Genomic DNA, 15,139 nt, shown 5'->3' with positions numbered 1-15,139 from the left:
ACTGCATTACCGAACCCCGCCGCCTTGCCCGTTGAAACGTTTACCGACTTCGCCCTTCAAGGCATCGCGAAAACGCTGGCCGAAGGTGCCCGGCAGAGCAGCGCTTGCGCCTGACGCACCGGCTGTGCCGGGCTGCGTGGCGCTGAGCGGATCGACGGCGGCCGAGCCTGCCGGCATGGTGTGAAGCAGGCGGACATTGCCGGGCGCCGCGCCGAGCACGAGCCACGTATCGCCGATCTCGACCACCGCGACCCGCTCCTTGCCGCCGAGCGAGGCGCCGCCGATGGTTTTCACAAGGCCGCCGCGATTCGCCGGCTGCAGGCCGAGGCGGCGAGCGAGCCATGCACAACCGAACACCAGACCGATCACGACCAGCAGGCCGACAATGGTCTGCAACACTGCGCCGACGCCGAGCGCCGGAACGGCAGTACCCGCACCGACGCCCGAGGCGATTTTCGCGGCGTTGTTGACCGCGTTCATATCCGCCGCGTGAGCGGCCGAGGGTGTGAGCAGCAAGAACAACGACGTTGAGGCGGATACCATCGCCGCGACGTTCGCAGCCAGTGCGGCGCAAGTCGGGACAGTGCGCGACGCGGCGCGACCGGCAACGCGTTTCATCGATTCAGCTTCCGGATACGTTCGGACGGCGTGATGATGTCGGTCAGGCGGATACCGAACTTGTCGTTCACCACCACCACCTCGCCCTGCGCGATCAGGCAGCCGTTGACCAGCACGTCCATTGGTTCGCCGGCCATGCCGTCCAGTTCCACCACCGAACCCTGGGCGAGTTGCAGCAGGTTGCGGATCGCGATCTTGGTGCGGCCGAGTTCGACGGTCATCTGAACTGGAATGTCCAGGATCATGTCGATGTCGTTGCGCGTCGAGGTCGGCTCGACTTTCGACAGCGGCTGGAACACGCCGGCCGTGGTCGCGCTGACTTCCGTATTGTCGTTCTGCTCGGCCAGCGCGCTGGCCCAGTCCGCCATGGCCGCGTCGTCTTCGGCAGCGGCGGCGTCGGCGGCCAGTTGCGGCTCGCCGGCGGCCAGTTCAGCCTCGGGTTTTGCGTTCAGGTCACTCATATCCACCTTCCTTCATCGTGTCGGCTGCGCTGATCATCTTCTGGACCCGCAACGCGTACTGACCATTGAAAATTCCGTAGCCGCACTCCATTACCGGCACGCCATCGACTTTCGCCGTGATGTGTTCGGGAATGTTGATCGGCAAAACATCGCCTTTGCGCATGTTCAGGATCTGTTCGAACGTGACCGGCACCTTCGCGAGGTCGGCGGTCAGCTCCACTTCCGCTGCCTGCACCTGCTGCGACAGCACGCGGACCCAGCGGCGGTCGACTTCGAGCGCCTCGCCCTGGATCGGCGACGAGAGAATGTCGCGGATCGGCTCGATCATCGAGTACGGCATGCAGATGTGCAGCGTGCCGCCGGTCGTGCCGAACTCGATCGAGAACTGCGTGACGATGACGATTTCGTTCGGCGTCGCCACGTTGGCGAACTGCGTGTGCATTTCAGAGCGCACGTATTCGAACTGCAACGGACGTACGCTTTTCCACGACGCCGTGTAGTTGTCGAACACCAGGTTGAGCAGCTTGTTGATGATGCGCTGCTCGGTCTGCGTGAAGTCGCGCCCTTCGACGCGAGTATGGAAACGCCCGTCGCCGCCGAACAGGTTGTCGACCACGAAGAACACCAGGTTCGGATCGAACACGAACAGCGACGTGCCGCGTAACGGCTTCACGTGGACCAGGTTCAGATTGGTCGGGATCGGCAGGTTGCGGGTGAATTCGCTGTACTTCTGCACCTTCACCGGACCGACGGAGATTTCCGCCGAGCGCCGCATGAAGTTGAAGATACCGACGCGCAACAGACGCGCGAAACGGTCGTTGATAATTTCGAGGCCGGGCATCCGGCCGCGGACAATGCGTTCCTGCGTCGCGATGTTGTAGGGCCGTACGCCCGCACGGTCGCTTTGCTCGGCTTCCGAGTCGGTTTCGCCGGTTACGCCCTTGAGGAGGGCATCGACCTCCTCCTGGGACATGAACTCTTCGTGGCCCATTCCTTATTCCTCGTGCATCCCGTGGCGGTTGATGATGGCAGCGCTGATTAACGTCACGACCGGCGTCACTGCACGACGAATTCGGTGAACAGCACGTCCTGGACATGGATCGGCGCGGCACCCTTGTCGGTCGGCTGTTCGATCAGCGTCTGAAGTTCCGTGGCGAGCGCGCGCTTGCCTTCGAGCGGCGCGAGTTCTTCAGGGTGCTTGTTCGACAATGCGAGCAGGATGCGGCTGCGCACTTCGGGCATGTGTTCGGTGAGTTCCTGCTGGGTCTTCGCGTCGGTGAGTTTGAGCGTCAGGCCGATGCGCAGGAAGTGCGGCTGGCCGTCGTCCGATTGCAGGTTGACGGTCATCGATTCGAGCGGGAAGAACAGCGGCGCGGCGAGCGGCGCCGGCGCGCTGGCGGTTTCCGCCGACCCGGCTGCGGGGGCGCGCTTGGACATGAAGAACCACACCCCCGCGCCGGCTGCGCCCGCGGCAATGATCGCGATGAGCACGATCAGGATGATGCGCTTCAAGGGGCCCGGGGAAGCGGGCGCGGCTTGCTGGTTTGCGGTCGTGGTTGCCATGAGGTTTGCTTTGCTTGCCTTTAGTGCTGGTGAGGGTGATTGTTGTTTATTTGCCTGCGGCGCGATGGGTCGAAAAGAAGGGTTATTGCGGGCTATCTCTTGTTTTTGGTGCGGGGGTGCGGTTTTGGGTTTGGCCTTTGGCCTTTCCTTGAGGTCGCGGTGGTCTATTTGCGTTGCCCCTGTGCGGGGCGGCACCTACTTTCTTTGCCGCGGCAAAGAAAGTAGGCAAAGAAAGCCGCTTCACACCGCCAGCACTTAAGCGGAGCCCTCGCACAGACCCGGTAGTGGACCATCTGGAATCCGGGTTCTCGCACATTCGGCCACGGTGACAAGGCCGTCATACATCCGGCGGCGCTCCGCGCGCCGTCGCGGTACTTTCTCCACCGCCAGATGCAAATTGGCGCCCGTTGGAGGCCGCCATTCACAAATCACCGGAATCGTGTGCCGGTCATGCCTTCGGGGTCCAGGGAATGTTGGTGCGCGTTACTTCCCGTCACGCGAATGTGTCGACCAGGCCTATCGTGCGTCGTGTCGGGACGCTCACCGTCGTGTCGATCGGGTCTGTGCCGCCGCCAAACGATCCGCTCGCGCCGCTCGAACGACCCCCAGATCGGCCGGAGTCGGCGTTCTGCTGTTGGCTGCCCTGGCGCGCAAAGCCGTCGCTGACGCTCGCGCTCCCCAGTCCAATGCCGTTCGATTCCATTGCTTCGCGCAACTTCGGTAACGCCGCTTCGACGGCTTCGCGCACGGATTGATGCTGCGAAACAAACAGCGCATGTGCATGGTTATCGGCAACCTGCAACACAACCTGTAACGGTCCCAGATCCTTCGGGTTCAAGGTCAACTCGGCACTCTGCGAATGCGCGTTCGAGAGGAACACCACCTTCTGGCTCAATGCGTCCTCCCAGTCGGTCGTGCCGACCTGCGGTGACAAGGCGTTCGCCGCCTCCGCCGCGCCGGCATTGCCAGTGGTCTGCATGGCGGCCGTCGTGCTCGCGGCGCCGGCCGCGGCTTGTGCGGCAGCCAGTGCCGCCGTCGCCGCGTCGGTAGCGCTCTTGAAGGACGCCAGATCGTCTGCCGACACGCCGCCGGCAGCCGTTGCCGTCATTGCATCCGCCGCCGCTTTTGCCGCGGCGGATGGGTCGGCTAAGGTCGTCGCGGCAGCCGTCAGAGTGCTCCTCGATGCGGTCGATCCCTTGCCGTCGCCGAATAGTCCGCCCGCAAGCGTCTTGCCGTCCGAGGTTCCGTTCAGCTCCGCATGGGTGCCGGTCAGGCCGTTTGCCGAAGTCGCGGCGCTGGCTGCCGCGCCGCTCGCCATCGCTTGTGCCGGGACGGCGCCCTGGCTGTTCGCCAGCGCGGCCAACGCTGCCTGCAATGCGTCCTGCAATGACTTCGGATCGGTGGCAGCGGTCTTTTTGCCCGAGACGCCGCCGGTCGCGGCGTCCGTGCTCGTGCCGGGCAACGCGGTCGCGGCGTCGGTCAAGGCCGTGGCAGGGTCGGTGGCCGGCGTGGTGGCGTCGTTCGCGTCGGCCTGAGCTTGTGCCTGTGCCTGGGCAGCAGCGGCCGCTGCCGCGGTGCCGGCATCGGTCTGGTTTGCCGAGTTGCCGGTCTTCGGCGGCGTGGTGCTGGTCTTGTCGGTCGAAGCCTGTGTGTTGCCCTGCGCAGGCGTGGACGCCGCCGAACTCGCCGGCTTGCTGGTGTCCTTGCTGCTGTTCGCGTCGTCCGCGCTTTTCGTGGCGGGATCGGGCGGCGGCGGTGCGTCGTGCACGCTCGACGAAGACGGCGACGGCTGCTGCTGGCTCGCGCTCTGCGCAGCCGCGCTGTTCTGCTGGTCGATGCTTTGCTGCAGCGTTTGCGAGAACGGTTTGGCGTTCGCCGCCGCAGCCATAGCGGCGCTAGTGGACGTGCTGCCAGCGGAGCCGAGCAACGAGCCGATCTGTGAGAGAAGCGACATAGGGAATCCTGTCAATCCGTCAAACGGGGTGTTCAGTCAATCGGGGCGGCGCTCATGCGCGTCATGCGCCTCGTGCAATTCATGCGCCTTCGGTGCGCATTCTCAGAATCCGGGCCGCGTGTTCGTCGGCGTCGCGCTGATCGCGCCGCGCCGTGGTCACGGCTTCGGCGGCTTCGCCGCGCGCCTGCAGCACTTCATAGGAGCCGAGCTTCTGCTTCTGACGCTGCCAGTCCGGTTTCGCGGCCTCGACACGCGCGGTGGCCGTCGCCAGCAGGTTGCGCTGCTGTTCGATGGCGGCGTCGAGCGTGTCGATGAATGCCTGGAAGTTGCGCATGTTGCCAGCGGGCATGCCCGTCTGGGCGGATGCCGTGAAGCGCGCGTGATATTCGTCGCGATACTGCACGAGGGCGTCGAGTTGCGATTGCACGTCGTTGCGCTCGCGCTGCGCGCGGCCCAGACGTTGCGCCGCGGCGTCCACATCGTCCTGAGCCAGGCCGATGAGCGTCTTGATCGGGAAGTGTTTCGCCATCGTCAGCCTCCTTGGGCAAACAGCGCGTCCAGCATTTCGAGACTCGGTTCAAAGTTCGCGCACTCGCGAAAGCCTTGCTGCAAAAATGCTTCCATCCGCGGATACAGCGCGATGGCACGGTCGAGCAGCGCGTCGCGCCCGCTCGAATACGCACCGACGTTGATCAGATCGCGGTTACGCTGATAGCGCGACAGCATCTGCTTGAACATACGCGTCTTCTCGAGATGGTTATCGTCGATCAGCGCGGTCATTGCCCGGCTAATCGACGCTTCAATGTCGATGGCCGGATAGTGGCCGGCCTCGGCCAGCGAGCGCGACAGCACGATGTGGCCGTCCAGAATCGCCCGAGCGGAGTCGGCGATCGGATCCTGCTGGTCGTCGCCCTCGGTCAGCACGGTGTAGAACGCGGTGATCGAACCGCCGCCTGCCGGGCCGTTGCCGGTCCGCTCGACGAGCGCCGGCAGCTTGGCGAACACCGAAGGCGGATAGCCCTTGGTGGCAGGCGGCTCGCCCACGGCCAGCGCGATCTCGCGCTGCGCCATCGCGTAACGGGTCAGCGAATCCATCAGCAGCAGCACATGCTTGCCCTGGTCGCGGAAATATTCGGCAAGCGACGTCGAATAGGACGCGGCCTGCATCCGCAGAAGCGGCGAGACGTCGGCGGGCGCTGCGATCACCACGGAGCGCGCCAGACCTTCCTCGCCGAGAATCTGCTCGATGAACTCCTTCACTTCGCGACCGCGTTCGCCGATCAGACCGATCACGATCACTTCGGCGCTGGTGTAGCGCGCCATCGTGCCGAGCAGCACCGATTTACCCACGCCCGAACCGGCGAACAGGCCCATGCGCTGGCCGCGGCCGACGGTCAACAACGCGTTGATCGCGCGCACGCCGACGTCGAGCACCTTGTGAATCGGTTCGCGGTTCAGCGGATTGATGACCGGTGCGGACAGCGGCGCGTCGGCATGCGCGCCGAGAGGACCGAGTCCGTCGAGCGGACGGCCGGATGCATCCAGCACGCGGCCAAGCAATTCCCAGCCGACCGGCAGGCGCTTGGCACCCGCCATCGGATCGGCGATCGGCGCGCTTTCGAGCGGAAACACGCGTGCGCCGGGCAGGAGGCCGATCACTTCGGTGGTCGGCATCAGAAACAGTTTGTCGCCGGAGAAGCCGACTACTTCGGCCTCGGCCATCGGCAGCGAACTGCCTTGCGGCAGTTCGATCATCACTTCGGCGCCCACCGAGAGGCGCAAGCCGACCGCTTCGAGCACCAGACCGGCGGCGCGTGTGAGACGCCCGCAGGCGCGCATCGGCTTGGCGATCGCGTTGCGGGCACGCAATGCGTCGAGCCGGCCGCGCCAGGCTTGCATGTACGGGTTGCTGTCGAGCGCAGGGTCGTAAGGAGCACGGATGGCGTGGGCGGGGGCGGCGGAAGCCGGGCTCGAAGCGGCGGCGTCGCGGATCGCGGCGGCGCCCGTCGCCGGATGGGCATGTGCCGGATCGCGCAGCGCGGCGTCGATGGTCGCGACGGCCGCTGCAGCGGGCATTACCGCATCCGGAGCGTCGGCCAGCGCTTCGGCGCCGAACGACGCCAGCGCCAGCTCGCGTTCGAGCGGCGTCAGATCGCTGGCGCGAATTTCTTCGAGCGTCGGCTTCACCATGTGCTTACCTTGCCGAGTGCGGCAGCCACGCGCTCCCAGCGCGTGTCGATGCCGGCGTCCACTTCGCCGGTGCCGGCCTGCGCGCGGCAACCGCCGCGCTCCACCGCCGGATCGGTACGCACGGTCCAGCCGCGCGTTTGCAGTTCTTCCATCAGATAGGCTTCGACGACCGGCAGATCGGCGGGACTCACGATCAGGGCTGGCGCGCCGACCAGCGTAGGTTCGCTCGCCAGCACCTCGCGCGCGGCCGCGATCAGCGCTGTCGGGTCGTGCTGCACGTGCTGACGCACCACCTGTTGCGCGATGTCGAGCGCCAGTGCGACCAGCGTTTCGGAGATCGCGCCCTGGGCGCCGTCGAGCGCCGCCTTGAAGGTTTCGGCCAAGGCGGCGAGCCGCCCCGCTTCTTCGCGCGCTTCGCTCTGGCCTTGCTCGAAACCCTGCGCGTGACCTTGCTCGTAGCCGGCCTGGTAGCCGAGCGCCTGACCGGCCACGTGGCCGGAGGCGATGCCCTGTGCATGCGCAGCCTCGCGCAGACGTTCGAGTTCGGCTTCGAATGCGCCGTCGTCGACTTCGGGTTCGGGCGGTGCCGGCGGCGCCGGATCGAACGAGGCCATCTCCCAGCACTGGTAGGCCGAGAGGCTTTCCTTCGCCGTGGAGTTCGAATCAGACATAGGCATCTTCGGCCTTGCCGCCTAGAACGATCTGGCCGCCTTCGGCCAGGTTGCGCACGATCTGCAGGATGCGGCGCTGCTGCGTCTCGACTTCGGAGACGCGCACCGGACCGCGCGCGTCCAGATCTTCGGCGAGCAGTTCGGCAGCACGCTGCGACATGTTCGACAGGAACTTCTGGCGCAGCGCGGGCGGCGCGCCCTTCAGCGAGATGATCAGCGCCTCGGACTCGACTTCCTTCAGCAACAGCTGGATCGCGCGGTCCTCCAGATCGAGCAGGTTCTCGAACACAAACATCTGATCAATGATCTTCTGCGCAAGTTCCGCGTCGTACTGGCGAACGTTCTCGATAACGCCTTCCTCATGATTGCTGGACATGAAGTTGAGAATTTCAGCCGCCGTGCGGATACCGCCCATCGGGCTGCGCTTGAGGTTGTCGCTGCCGGACAGCAGACCCGTCAGCACGTCGTCGAGTTCGCGCAGCGCGGCCGGCTGGATGCCGTCGAGCGTGGCGATGCGCAGCAGCACGTCGTTGCGCAGCCGCTCCGTGAAGCAGGCGACGATTTCCGAAGCCTGATCGCGGTCCAGGTGAACGAGGATGGTGGCAATGATCTGCGGATGCTCGTTCTTGATGAGTTCGGCGACCGCCGCGGAATCCATCCACTTCAGGCCCTCGATACCGCTGGTATCGCTGCCCTGCAGAATCCGGTCGATGATCGCGCCGGCCTTGTCGTCGCCGAGCGCCTTGGTCAGCACCGAACGGATGTACTCGTTCGAATCGAGCGACATGCCGGTGTGCTGCTCGGCCTCGCGCACGAATTCCTGCAGGACTTCGTCGACCTGCTCGCGGGTCACGCTCTTCAATGCGGCCATCGCGACGCCGATCTTCTGGACTTCGCGCGGCCCGAGGAACTTGAACACCTGCGCGGCTTCTTCCTCGCCGATCGACATCAGCAGGAGCGCGCTCTTCATTACGCCTTCAGCGCTCATCGGACACCCAATTTTTCACGACGGTTGCGACGATCTTCGGATCCTGGCGCGCGATGTTGCGCGCGAATTCCAGGTTCCGCTCATATTTGTGCTTGGAGTTTTCGAGCGCGAGCAGTTCGCTGTCGGATTCCAGTTCAGCGACCGAACTTCCGCCCGCACCCACGCGCTCGGCGGCGGGAATGCCATCCAGCAGGATCGGCTCGTCCGGCGACGGCAGCGCCCCGGCGACGGGCGGCTCCGGCGGCGGGAAGGCGCGGCGCAACGCCGGCTTCACCATCACGAAATAGAGGAACAGGGCGACCGCGCCGATGCCGAGGTAAGTAGCGATCTGCTTGGCGAGCGCGATCATGTCCGGCGTGCGCCACTACGGCAGGTCGGCGTTCGGGTCGAGGTCGGTGCTGAACGCGCTATTGACCACGTTGACCGAGTCGCCGCGCGCCTGGTCGAAGCCCATCGCATCCTTGACCAGCTGATTGACCTGCGCGAGCTTGTCGGCGGTGACCGGCTGCATCGTGGCGTGGCCCTTGGCGTCGACCACCCGCAGGTAATTCACCACCACCGCCACCGACAGACGCTTGATGCCGCCCATCGGCCGTTCGAGGTGCCGCACGGTCTTGTCGAGTTCGTAGTTGGTGGTCGAATCCTTGCGGTCGCTGACCGGCGTGGTCGTCACGCCGCTCGCGCCGGTCGGCGCGTTGATCGGCGCGGAGGCTGGCTGCGGCGGCTGGTTCGACAGCGCGCCCGGCACGCCCGAGGCGGCGCCTTGCGACATTTCGGTGGCGCTGCTCGACTGCTGGCTGCGGATCGCCGCCTGTTGCGGGTTGCCGTTCGGGCCGTAGTTTTCCGAGGTCTGCTCGCTGTGCGAGAAGTCGATGTCGGCGCTCACCTGAGAATGCGCGTTGCCCGAGCCGAACAGGGGCGCGAGGATCGCGTCGATGCGCTGCTGGGTGCTGCGCTCGATCTGCTGGCGGTATTTCAGTTGCGAGGCGTCGAGGCCGTTGCCGGTGGACGGCTGCGTGAGTAGATTGCCGTCCTGGTCGAGAATGGTGACGCCCTTCACCGGCATATCCGGCACTGCCGAGGACACCATATGGGTAATCGCCAGCACCTGGCCCTCGTCGAGCGCTCGGCCAGGGTAGAGGTTGACCAGCACGGAGGCGGACGGCGCTTCCTTGTCGCGCACGAACACGGAGGGCTTCGGAATCGCCAGATGCACGCGGGCCGACTTCACCGACGAAATCGATTCCACCGTGCGCTCCAGTTCGCCTTCCAGTGCACGCTGATAGTTGATCTGCTCGGCGAACTGGCTGATGCCGAACTTCTGGTTGTCCATCAGTTCGAAGCCGACCGAACCGCTCTTGGGCAGACCCTGCGACGCGAGGCGCAGACGCATTTCATGCACCTGCTCGGCCGGCACGAGGATCGCGCCGCCCGCGTCGGAGAATTTATAGGGAATGTTGGCCGCCTGGAGCGCGGTGATGATCGCGCCGCCGTCGCGGTCCGACAGATTGCTGTAAAGCACCTTGTAGTCCGGCGCCCGCGACCACAGGAACAGGCCCACCACCACGGCGACCAGCAGCGCGACTGCAAAAATCAACGGGGCGCGCGGGTTGCCGCGCATTTGCGCGAGGCCTGACAGGCGCTGACCGAAGTTGCCGCCGAGGCTGCCCGAAAGGCCACCCAGGTCCGCGCCGCCGGCCTGGCCGGCGCCGGCCGCACCGGCGCCAGGCTGCGCGCCGGCGAGGCCCATGCGGGCGTCGGGGTTGATCAAAGAGTTGGCTGACGAATCCATGCGTCGGGTTTCTCCGGGATGCCTTTTGCGTTCTGCCGCTCACCGCGCCGAGGGTCGGCGGGCGCACGGACAGAGACTTTCACCCTCGAAATTATCCGCAGCGCGGCCCAACCCGATTGCTTGAATAGAGCCGGGTTTCCCCCCTAGTTTCGGGGCTTTCCCGTATAGCCCGCTGCTATGCTTTCATCCAGATCGGTACGGTTCCGGCATGCCGGTCGTCATTCCCTGGAGAAAACATGACTTTCCCCGTGAACGCGCTCTCGTCGGCGCTGCAACAGATGCAGTCGATGGCGGCGCAAGCGGCCGGCGGCAGCACGGCCGTGGCCGATACGTCCAGCGCGGCAACGCCCACCGGCTTTGCCTCCGCGCTGAAAGCATCGCTCGACAAGATCAGCGGCGATCAGACCAAGGCGATCGGCGAATCGAAAGCGTTCGAGCTCGGCGCGTCGAACGTGTCGCTGAACGACGTGATGGTCGATATGCAGAAGGCCAACGTGGGTTTCCAGTTCGGCCTGCAGGTGCGCAACAAGCTGGTGTCCGCCTATAACGACATCATGCAGATGTCGGTGTGAACGCGGCTCGGGCGGCAAGGCTTACCCGCGCGCCCGAACGCGTGCATGCCGTGCGGCCCTCGCGGGCCGCATCAATTGACCCCTTAATCCTCCTTACACCGGCCTAAAGCTTTCGCGCTGCCTATCCGATAACCAGGTACAGGCAGAAATCGGGGCGCGGCAACGTGCCCGGATGGGGAGCCACGACCAACCGCAGTGCAAGAGAGGAGGAGCGCCGATGTTTTCCCCAGGACACTCTGGAGCCAATGCGTACGCACGCGTCGGCGTCGAGACAGGGGTGATGGGCGCGAGTCCGCATCGTCTGATCGTGATGTTGTATCAGGGCGCCCGGCAGGCCATCGCGCAGGCCCGCATGCACCTGCAGCAAGGCAACGTGCCGGCTCGTGGAGAAGCGATCGGCAAGGCGATCCAGATCGTCGAAAGCGGGCTGCAGCAGTCGCTCAACCTTGAGGCGGGCGGCGAGATTGCAGAGCGGTTGAATGCGCTATATAGCTATATGTCGCGCCGGCTGCTCGAAGCCAATATAAAACAGAGCGAGGCGATGCTCGTCGAGGTGGATGGCCTTCTGGCGACACTCGAGGAAGCATGGATCGGGATTGCCCCGGAGATCGCGCGGATGGCAGCTCAGCCGGCCGCGGAAAGCATGAGATGACATCGAACGCAGAATACTTCGCCCGTTATGAGGCGATTGCAGCGATTTCCTGCCGCATGCTGACGGCTGCCCGGCGCGCACTGTGGAACGATCTCGTCCACCTGCAAGAGGAGTACCGACATCTGGTGGAGGCGTTGCGAGACGCCGAAACCGGCGTGAAGCTCGACGAGGCGGAGCGTCTGCGCAAATACGCGCTGATCCGCCAGATCCTCGCCGACGACGCTGCGATCCGCGATCTGGCGAATCCGCGCATGGCCGGTCTGTCGGCGCTGTTCGCCGGACGGCCGACTCACGTGCTCAAGGAACTGTACGGGGCGCGCTGAGTTTTGCCGCTTGCGCCGCCTGCGCCTCTATCCATCCGGCTCACTGACTTGATTTGAGCGCGCCGCCGCCAATGTGACCAAGGAATCGGCATGAACGGAATCGACACGGCCGTCGCTTCGGTGCTCGCGAGCCGGATCGACAGTCTGCTCAATATCGCGCCCGGCAGTGCGGCAGCGTCGCAAGCCGGCACGGCGGGCGTCGAAACCGCGCCGACCATGCCGGCGCTCATCGAGACGCCCGCGCCGCAGCCCTCCGCGCAAACTGCGCTGTCCGCCGTCGCGCTGACGCTCAACGCGATTCTGCGCTCGGGCGGCGAGGCGACGCCGGCGGTGCTCGGGCAGACGCCGATCTGGCCGGCCGCGCCGGCGCTCGATGTCGAAGTCGGCGCGTTGCCGCTGTTCGGCGCGACGGCTTCCGCCGGTTCGACCGCTTCAGCCGCTTCAACCGCCAATCCGAATGCCGCCGCAACCGGCGCAAGCACGGCCACCGCCAATGTGGCCGCGACCCAGGTGCCGGTCGCGGCGCTCGCCGCCGCGCTCGAACAGACCGTCGGCGACAGTGGTCTCTTCTACGAAGCCCATCTCGCGCAATGGCTGGCGGGCCAGCGTTCGCCCGCGTCGCTCGCCGCCGAGGCGCAGAACAAGCTGGTGGCCGCCGCCGCGCAATTGCCGCTCGACTGGGCGAACGACGCCGGCGAGGCGTCTTCCTCCGCTAGCGGTCCGGGCCGGCAGGGCACGGGCGCCGCGCCGAATGGCTCACCCAATGGCCCAGCGAACGGCGCGCCGGACGCCGCCGGCCGCTCCATGCCGTCGATCCAGACCGCGCAGGCCGCCCGTTTCATGGCCGGCGAGGTGCTGGCCAGTTCCCTGTCCGACCTGAACGCCCAGCCCACACACGCAGGCCTGCACAGCGCGGCGGCGCAACCGGCCGACGGCGGCTCGTCGCAGAATTCGCAGTCGATGGCGGCCGCGGTTCATCCCGCGACTGTGCCCCTGGTGCGCCAGCAACTCGATCTGCTCGCGACCGGACAGTTTCGCTGGACCGGCGAAGCCTGGCCGGGCGCCAGGCTCGACTGGACCATCGAACAGGACGGCGACGAATGGGACCGCAGCGGCGGCGGCACGGCGAGCGAGGACGACCAGCCGTGGCGCACGCGCCTGACGCTGTCGCTGCCGACGCTCGGCACCGTCGACGCGGAATTGACGCTCACCGGCACACGACTCGTCGCGCGGGTGCAGGCCAGTCCGGGCGGTGCCGCGCGCCTTGCCATGCAGGGCGAGAGCTTCCGTCAGCGGCTCGCGGCGGCGGGCATCGAGTTGAATGGCTTGACGATCCGCGAGATCGGCGGCGGCGCGCCGGCCACCGGCGCTAACGCAGCGGGCGCGGCGGCGGCCGCTCAGGCGGCGACATCGGCGTATGCGAAGTCGGCTTCGGCGGCGAGTCCGGGTGCGACGGCCGCTGACAGGACCGCGACCGTGCGCCGTACGGCGCACGCGCCGCGCGCCGAAGCCGCACCGCCGGACGATTTCGATTGGGACATGTGATGAGCCGCAAGAATCGCCGCAGCGCGGCTGCGCTCGTCTACGACGCCCAAAGCGGCGATCCCGCGCCGCGCGTGATCGCCAAAGGCTACGGGATGCTGGCCGAAATGATCGTGCAGCGGGCCAAGGAAGCCGGACTGTATGTGCACGAGGCGCCCGAAATGGTCTCCCTGCTGATGCAGGTGGATCTCGACGCGCGGATTCCGCCGCAGCTTTATCAGGCGGTCGCGGAGTTGCTCGCGTGGCTGCATCGGCTGGAAAGCGGTGCGGAGAACGAGCCGCCGCAGGGCGCGAATGCCGCCGCGCAGGATGTCATCGACGTAGTGGCGACCGAGGTGGAAGGCGGCACCGCGGCGCGTTGAGTGTCAGAACCGGGCGTCAGAACCGCATCATCAACTTCAGCAGCGCATTCACCCGTTTGCCGTACGGCGGCGAAATCCACCCGCGCGCGTTCAGACGCGCCTGCGTTAGCACTGGCTTCATTTTCGAGAACGTCACGAAGCCTTCGTAGCCGTGATACGCGCCCATTCCGCTCGCCCCGACTCCGCCGAACGGCAGGCTTTCACACGCCAGATGCATCAGCGTTTCGTTGACCGCCATGCCGCCCGCGATGGTTTCGTGCGTCACGCGCTCGATGGTGGCTGCGTCGTCGGCATACAGATACAGCGCGAGCGGGCGGGGGCGGGCGTTGATCCACGCGATTGCGTCGTCGAGCGTGTCGTAAGGGACGATCGGCAGCAGCGGGCCGAAGATTTCCTCCTGCATCAGCGCGCACGCGTCCGGCGCATTCGTGACGGCGATCAGCGGAAAGCGGCGGCTCGCCGCATCGGGCGAACTGTCGGTGAGCGGGTGCAGTTGCGCGCCGGCGGCCTGGGCTTCGTCGGCGAGACGTTCGAGGCGCGCGAAGTGACGCTCCGAGATGATCGTCGTGTAATCCGGGTTGTTGGCGAAGTTCGGGTACATCCTCGCCATCCGCGCGCGCGCCCGCTCGACGAACGCCTGCTCCTTGCCGCGCGGCACCAGCACGTAGTCCGGCGCGACGCAGGTCTGCCCCGCATTGAGCGTTTTGCCGGCGACGAGGTTGTCCACCGCGTTGTCGAAGCGCGCATGCACGCCGACGATGGCCGGCGACTTGCCGCCCAGTTCGAGCGTGACCGGCGTCAGATGCTCGGCGGCGGCGCGCATCACTTCGTGGCCGACCTTGGTCGAGCCGGTGAACAGCAGATGGTCGAAGGGCTGCGCGCTGAACGCGGCGGCGAGCGCGGCGTCGCCGTTCACCACCGCGACGTGATCGCGCGCGAAGGTCTGGCCGATCAACTGCTCGAACAGCGCCGAGGTGAGCGGCGTCAGTTCGGACATCTTGATGATCGCGCGATTGCCCGCGCTCAACGCGCTGATCAGCGGCCCGACGGCGAGCAGCACCGGATAGTTCCACGGCACGATGATGCCGACCACGCCGAGCGGCTGCGGCACGACTTTGGCGCGCGCCGGCAGCAGCCATTTGTTGGTGCTGCGGCGCTGCGATTTCATCCAGCGCTTGCCGTGTCGAAGCGCGGCGTCGATCTCCTCCTTCACCAGCAGGAATTCCGCGAGCAGCACTTCCTGTTTCGCGCGATTGCCGAAGTCGATGTTCATCGCGTCGGCGAGCGCGTCGCGATTGTCGAGCATGACTTTGCGCAGCGCTTTCAGGTGCGCGGCGCGGGTCTCCCATGACGGATACGGCGCGCGCAGATAAGCGTTGCGCTGATCGCGCAGCAGCGCTTCGAGCGCGGCAACTTCCGGCAGATCGTTCTTCATGTGTCCACTTCCTGAT

15 protein-coding genes and 1 pseudogene are annotated in these 15,139 nt (G+C 66.1%); 5 read left to right on the top strand and 11 right to left on the bottom strand.

Annotated features, from left to right (window positions below; genetic code table 11):
- Positions 1-6 precede the first annotated feature (6 nt).
- The 10 genes and pseudogenes from fliO to fliF form a co-directional block, all read right to left on the bottom strand.
- Positions 7-618, bottom strand: a complete 612-nt coding sequence (gene fliO, locus PDMSB3_RS19405; RefSeq protein ID WP_007179936.1) for a flagellar biosynthetic protein FliO — start codon at positions 616-618, stop codon at positions 7-9.
- Positions 615-1,079 (bottom strand): flagellar motor switch protein FliN, encoded by a 465-nt coding sequence (fliN, locus tag PDMSB3_RS19400; RefSeq protein WP_007179935.1) that lies wholly within the window; start codon positions 1,077-1,079, stop codon positions 615-617. Before fliN ends, fliO begins: the two co-directional genes overlap by 4 nt.
- Complete coding sequence (gene fliM / locus PDMSB3_RS19395) at positions 1,072-2,070, bottom strand: flagellar motor switch protein FliM (RefSeq protein WP_007179934.1); 999 nt, start codon at positions 2,068-2,070, stop codon at positions 1,072-1,074. The genes fliN and fliM overlap by 8 nt, the downstream gene beginning before the upstream one ends.
- Positions 2,071-2,135: 65 nt before the next feature.
- Positions 2,136-2,642 (bottom strand): flagellar basal body-associated protein FliL, encoded by a 507-nt coding sequence (gene fliL / locus PDMSB3_RS19390; RefSeq protein WP_007179933.1) that lies wholly within the window; start codon positions 2,640-2,642, stop codon positions 2,136-2,138.
- Between the two features lie 493 nt (positions 2,643-3,135).
- A complete protein-coding gene (locus tag PDMSB3_RS19385) occupies positions 3,136-4,596 on the bottom strand; it encodes a flagellar hook-length control protein FliK (RefSeq protein ID WP_165187196.1) in 1,461 nt (486 codons plus the stop codon).
- A 79-nt stretch (positions 4,597-4,675) separates the two neighbouring features.
- Positions 4,676-5,125 (bottom strand): flagellar export protein FliJ, encoded by a 450-nt coding sequence (fliJ, locus tag PDMSB3_RS19380; RefSeq protein ID WP_007179931.1) that lies wholly within the window; start codon positions 5,123-5,125, stop codon positions 4,676-4,678.
- Positions 5,126-5,127: 2 nt separating this feature from the next.
- On the bottom strand, positions 5,128-6,786 hold the full coding sequence (gene fliI / locus PDMSB3_RS19375; protein WP_165187194.1) for a flagellar protein export ATPase FliI: 1,659 nt from the start codon (positions 6,784-6,786) through the stop codon (positions 5,128-5,130).
- Positions 6,780-7,463 (bottom strand): flagellar assembly protein FliH, encoded by a 684-nt coding sequence (gene fliH, locus PDMSB3_RS19370; protein ID WP_197740239.1) that lies wholly within the window; start codon positions 7,461-7,463, stop codon positions 6,780-6,782. The genes fliI and fliH overlap by 7 nt, the downstream gene beginning before the upstream one ends.
- Complete coding sequence (fliG, locus tag PDMSB3_RS19365; protein WP_007179928.1) at positions 7,450-8,445, bottom strand: flagellar motor switch protein FliG; 996 nt, start codon at positions 8,443-8,445, stop codon at positions 7,450-7,452. Before fliG ends, fliH begins: the two co-directional genes overlap by 14 nt.
- Positions 8,435-10,237: pseudogene (gene fliF, locus PDMSB3_RS19360) on the bottom strand (flagellar basal-body MS-ring/collar protein FliF). Before fliF ends, fliG begins: the two are co-directional and overlap by 11 nt.
- A 236-nt stretch (positions 10,238-10,473) precedes the next feature.
- On the opposite strand from fliF, the gene fliE reads away from it, so the two are divergent.
- The 5 genes from fliE to PDMSB3_RS19335 all read left to right on the top strand — a co-directional run bounded on the left by fliE (position 10,474) and on the right by PDMSB3_RS19335 (position 13,688).
- Positions 10,474-10,809, top strand: a complete 336-nt coding sequence (gene fliE / locus PDMSB3_RS19355) for a flagellar hook-basal body complex protein FliE (protein WP_007179926.1) — start codon at positions 10,474-10,476, stop codon at positions 10,807-10,809.
- A gap of 217 nt (positions 10,810-11,026) precedes the next feature.
- On the top strand, positions 11,027-11,461 hold the full coding sequence (gene fliS, locus PDMSB3_RS19350; protein WP_007179925.1) for a flagellar export chaperone FliS: 435 nt from the start codon (positions 11,027-11,029) through the stop codon (positions 11,459-11,461).
- Positions 11,458-11,784: a flagellar protein FliT gene (locus tag PDMSB3_RS19345; protein ID WP_007179924.1), complete on the top strand. Its 327-nt coding sequence runs from the start codon at positions 11,458-11,460 to the stop codon at positions 11,782-11,784. Before fliS ends, PDMSB3_RS19345 begins: the two co-directional genes overlap by 4 nt.
- Positions 11,785-11,874: 90 nt before the next feature.
- Complete coding sequence (gene fliK / locus PDMSB3_RS19340; RefSeq protein WP_007179923.1) at positions 11,875-13,329, top strand: flagellar hook-length control protein FliK; 1,455 nt, start codon at positions 11,875-11,877, stop codon at positions 13,327-13,329.
- Positions 13,329-13,688, top strand: coding sequence for an EscU/YscU/HrcU family type III secretion system export apparatus switch protein (locus tag PDMSB3_RS19335; protein ID WP_007179922.1), 360 nt, complete (start codon positions 13,329-13,331; stop codon positions 13,686-13,688). The genes fliK and PDMSB3_RS19335 overlap by 1 nt, the downstream gene beginning before the upstream one ends.
- A gap of 16 nt (positions 13,689-13,704) precedes the next feature.
- Here PDMSB3_RS19335 and PDMSB3_RS19330 read toward each other — a convergent pair whose 3' ends face one another.
- Positions 13,705-15,123 carry a coniferyl aldehyde dehydrogenase gene (locus tag PDMSB3_RS19330; RefSeq protein ID WP_007179921.1) on the bottom strand — a complete coding sequence of 473 codons (1,419 nt, stop codon included), beginning with the start codon at positions 15,121-15,123 and terminating at the stop codon, positions 13,705-13,707.
- Between the last annotated feature and the right edge of the window lie 16 nt (positions 15,124-15,139).

It is taken from the genome of Paraburkholderia dioscoreae, assembly GCF_902459535.1.
GTDB classification, from domain to species: domain Bacteria; phylum Pseudomonadota; class Gammaproteobacteria; order Burkholderiales; family Burkholderiaceae; genus Paraburkholderia; species Paraburkholderia dioscoreae.
Note: the sequence above shows the minus strand (reverse complement) of the source record. Positions and strands in the feature narration are given on the sequence as shown.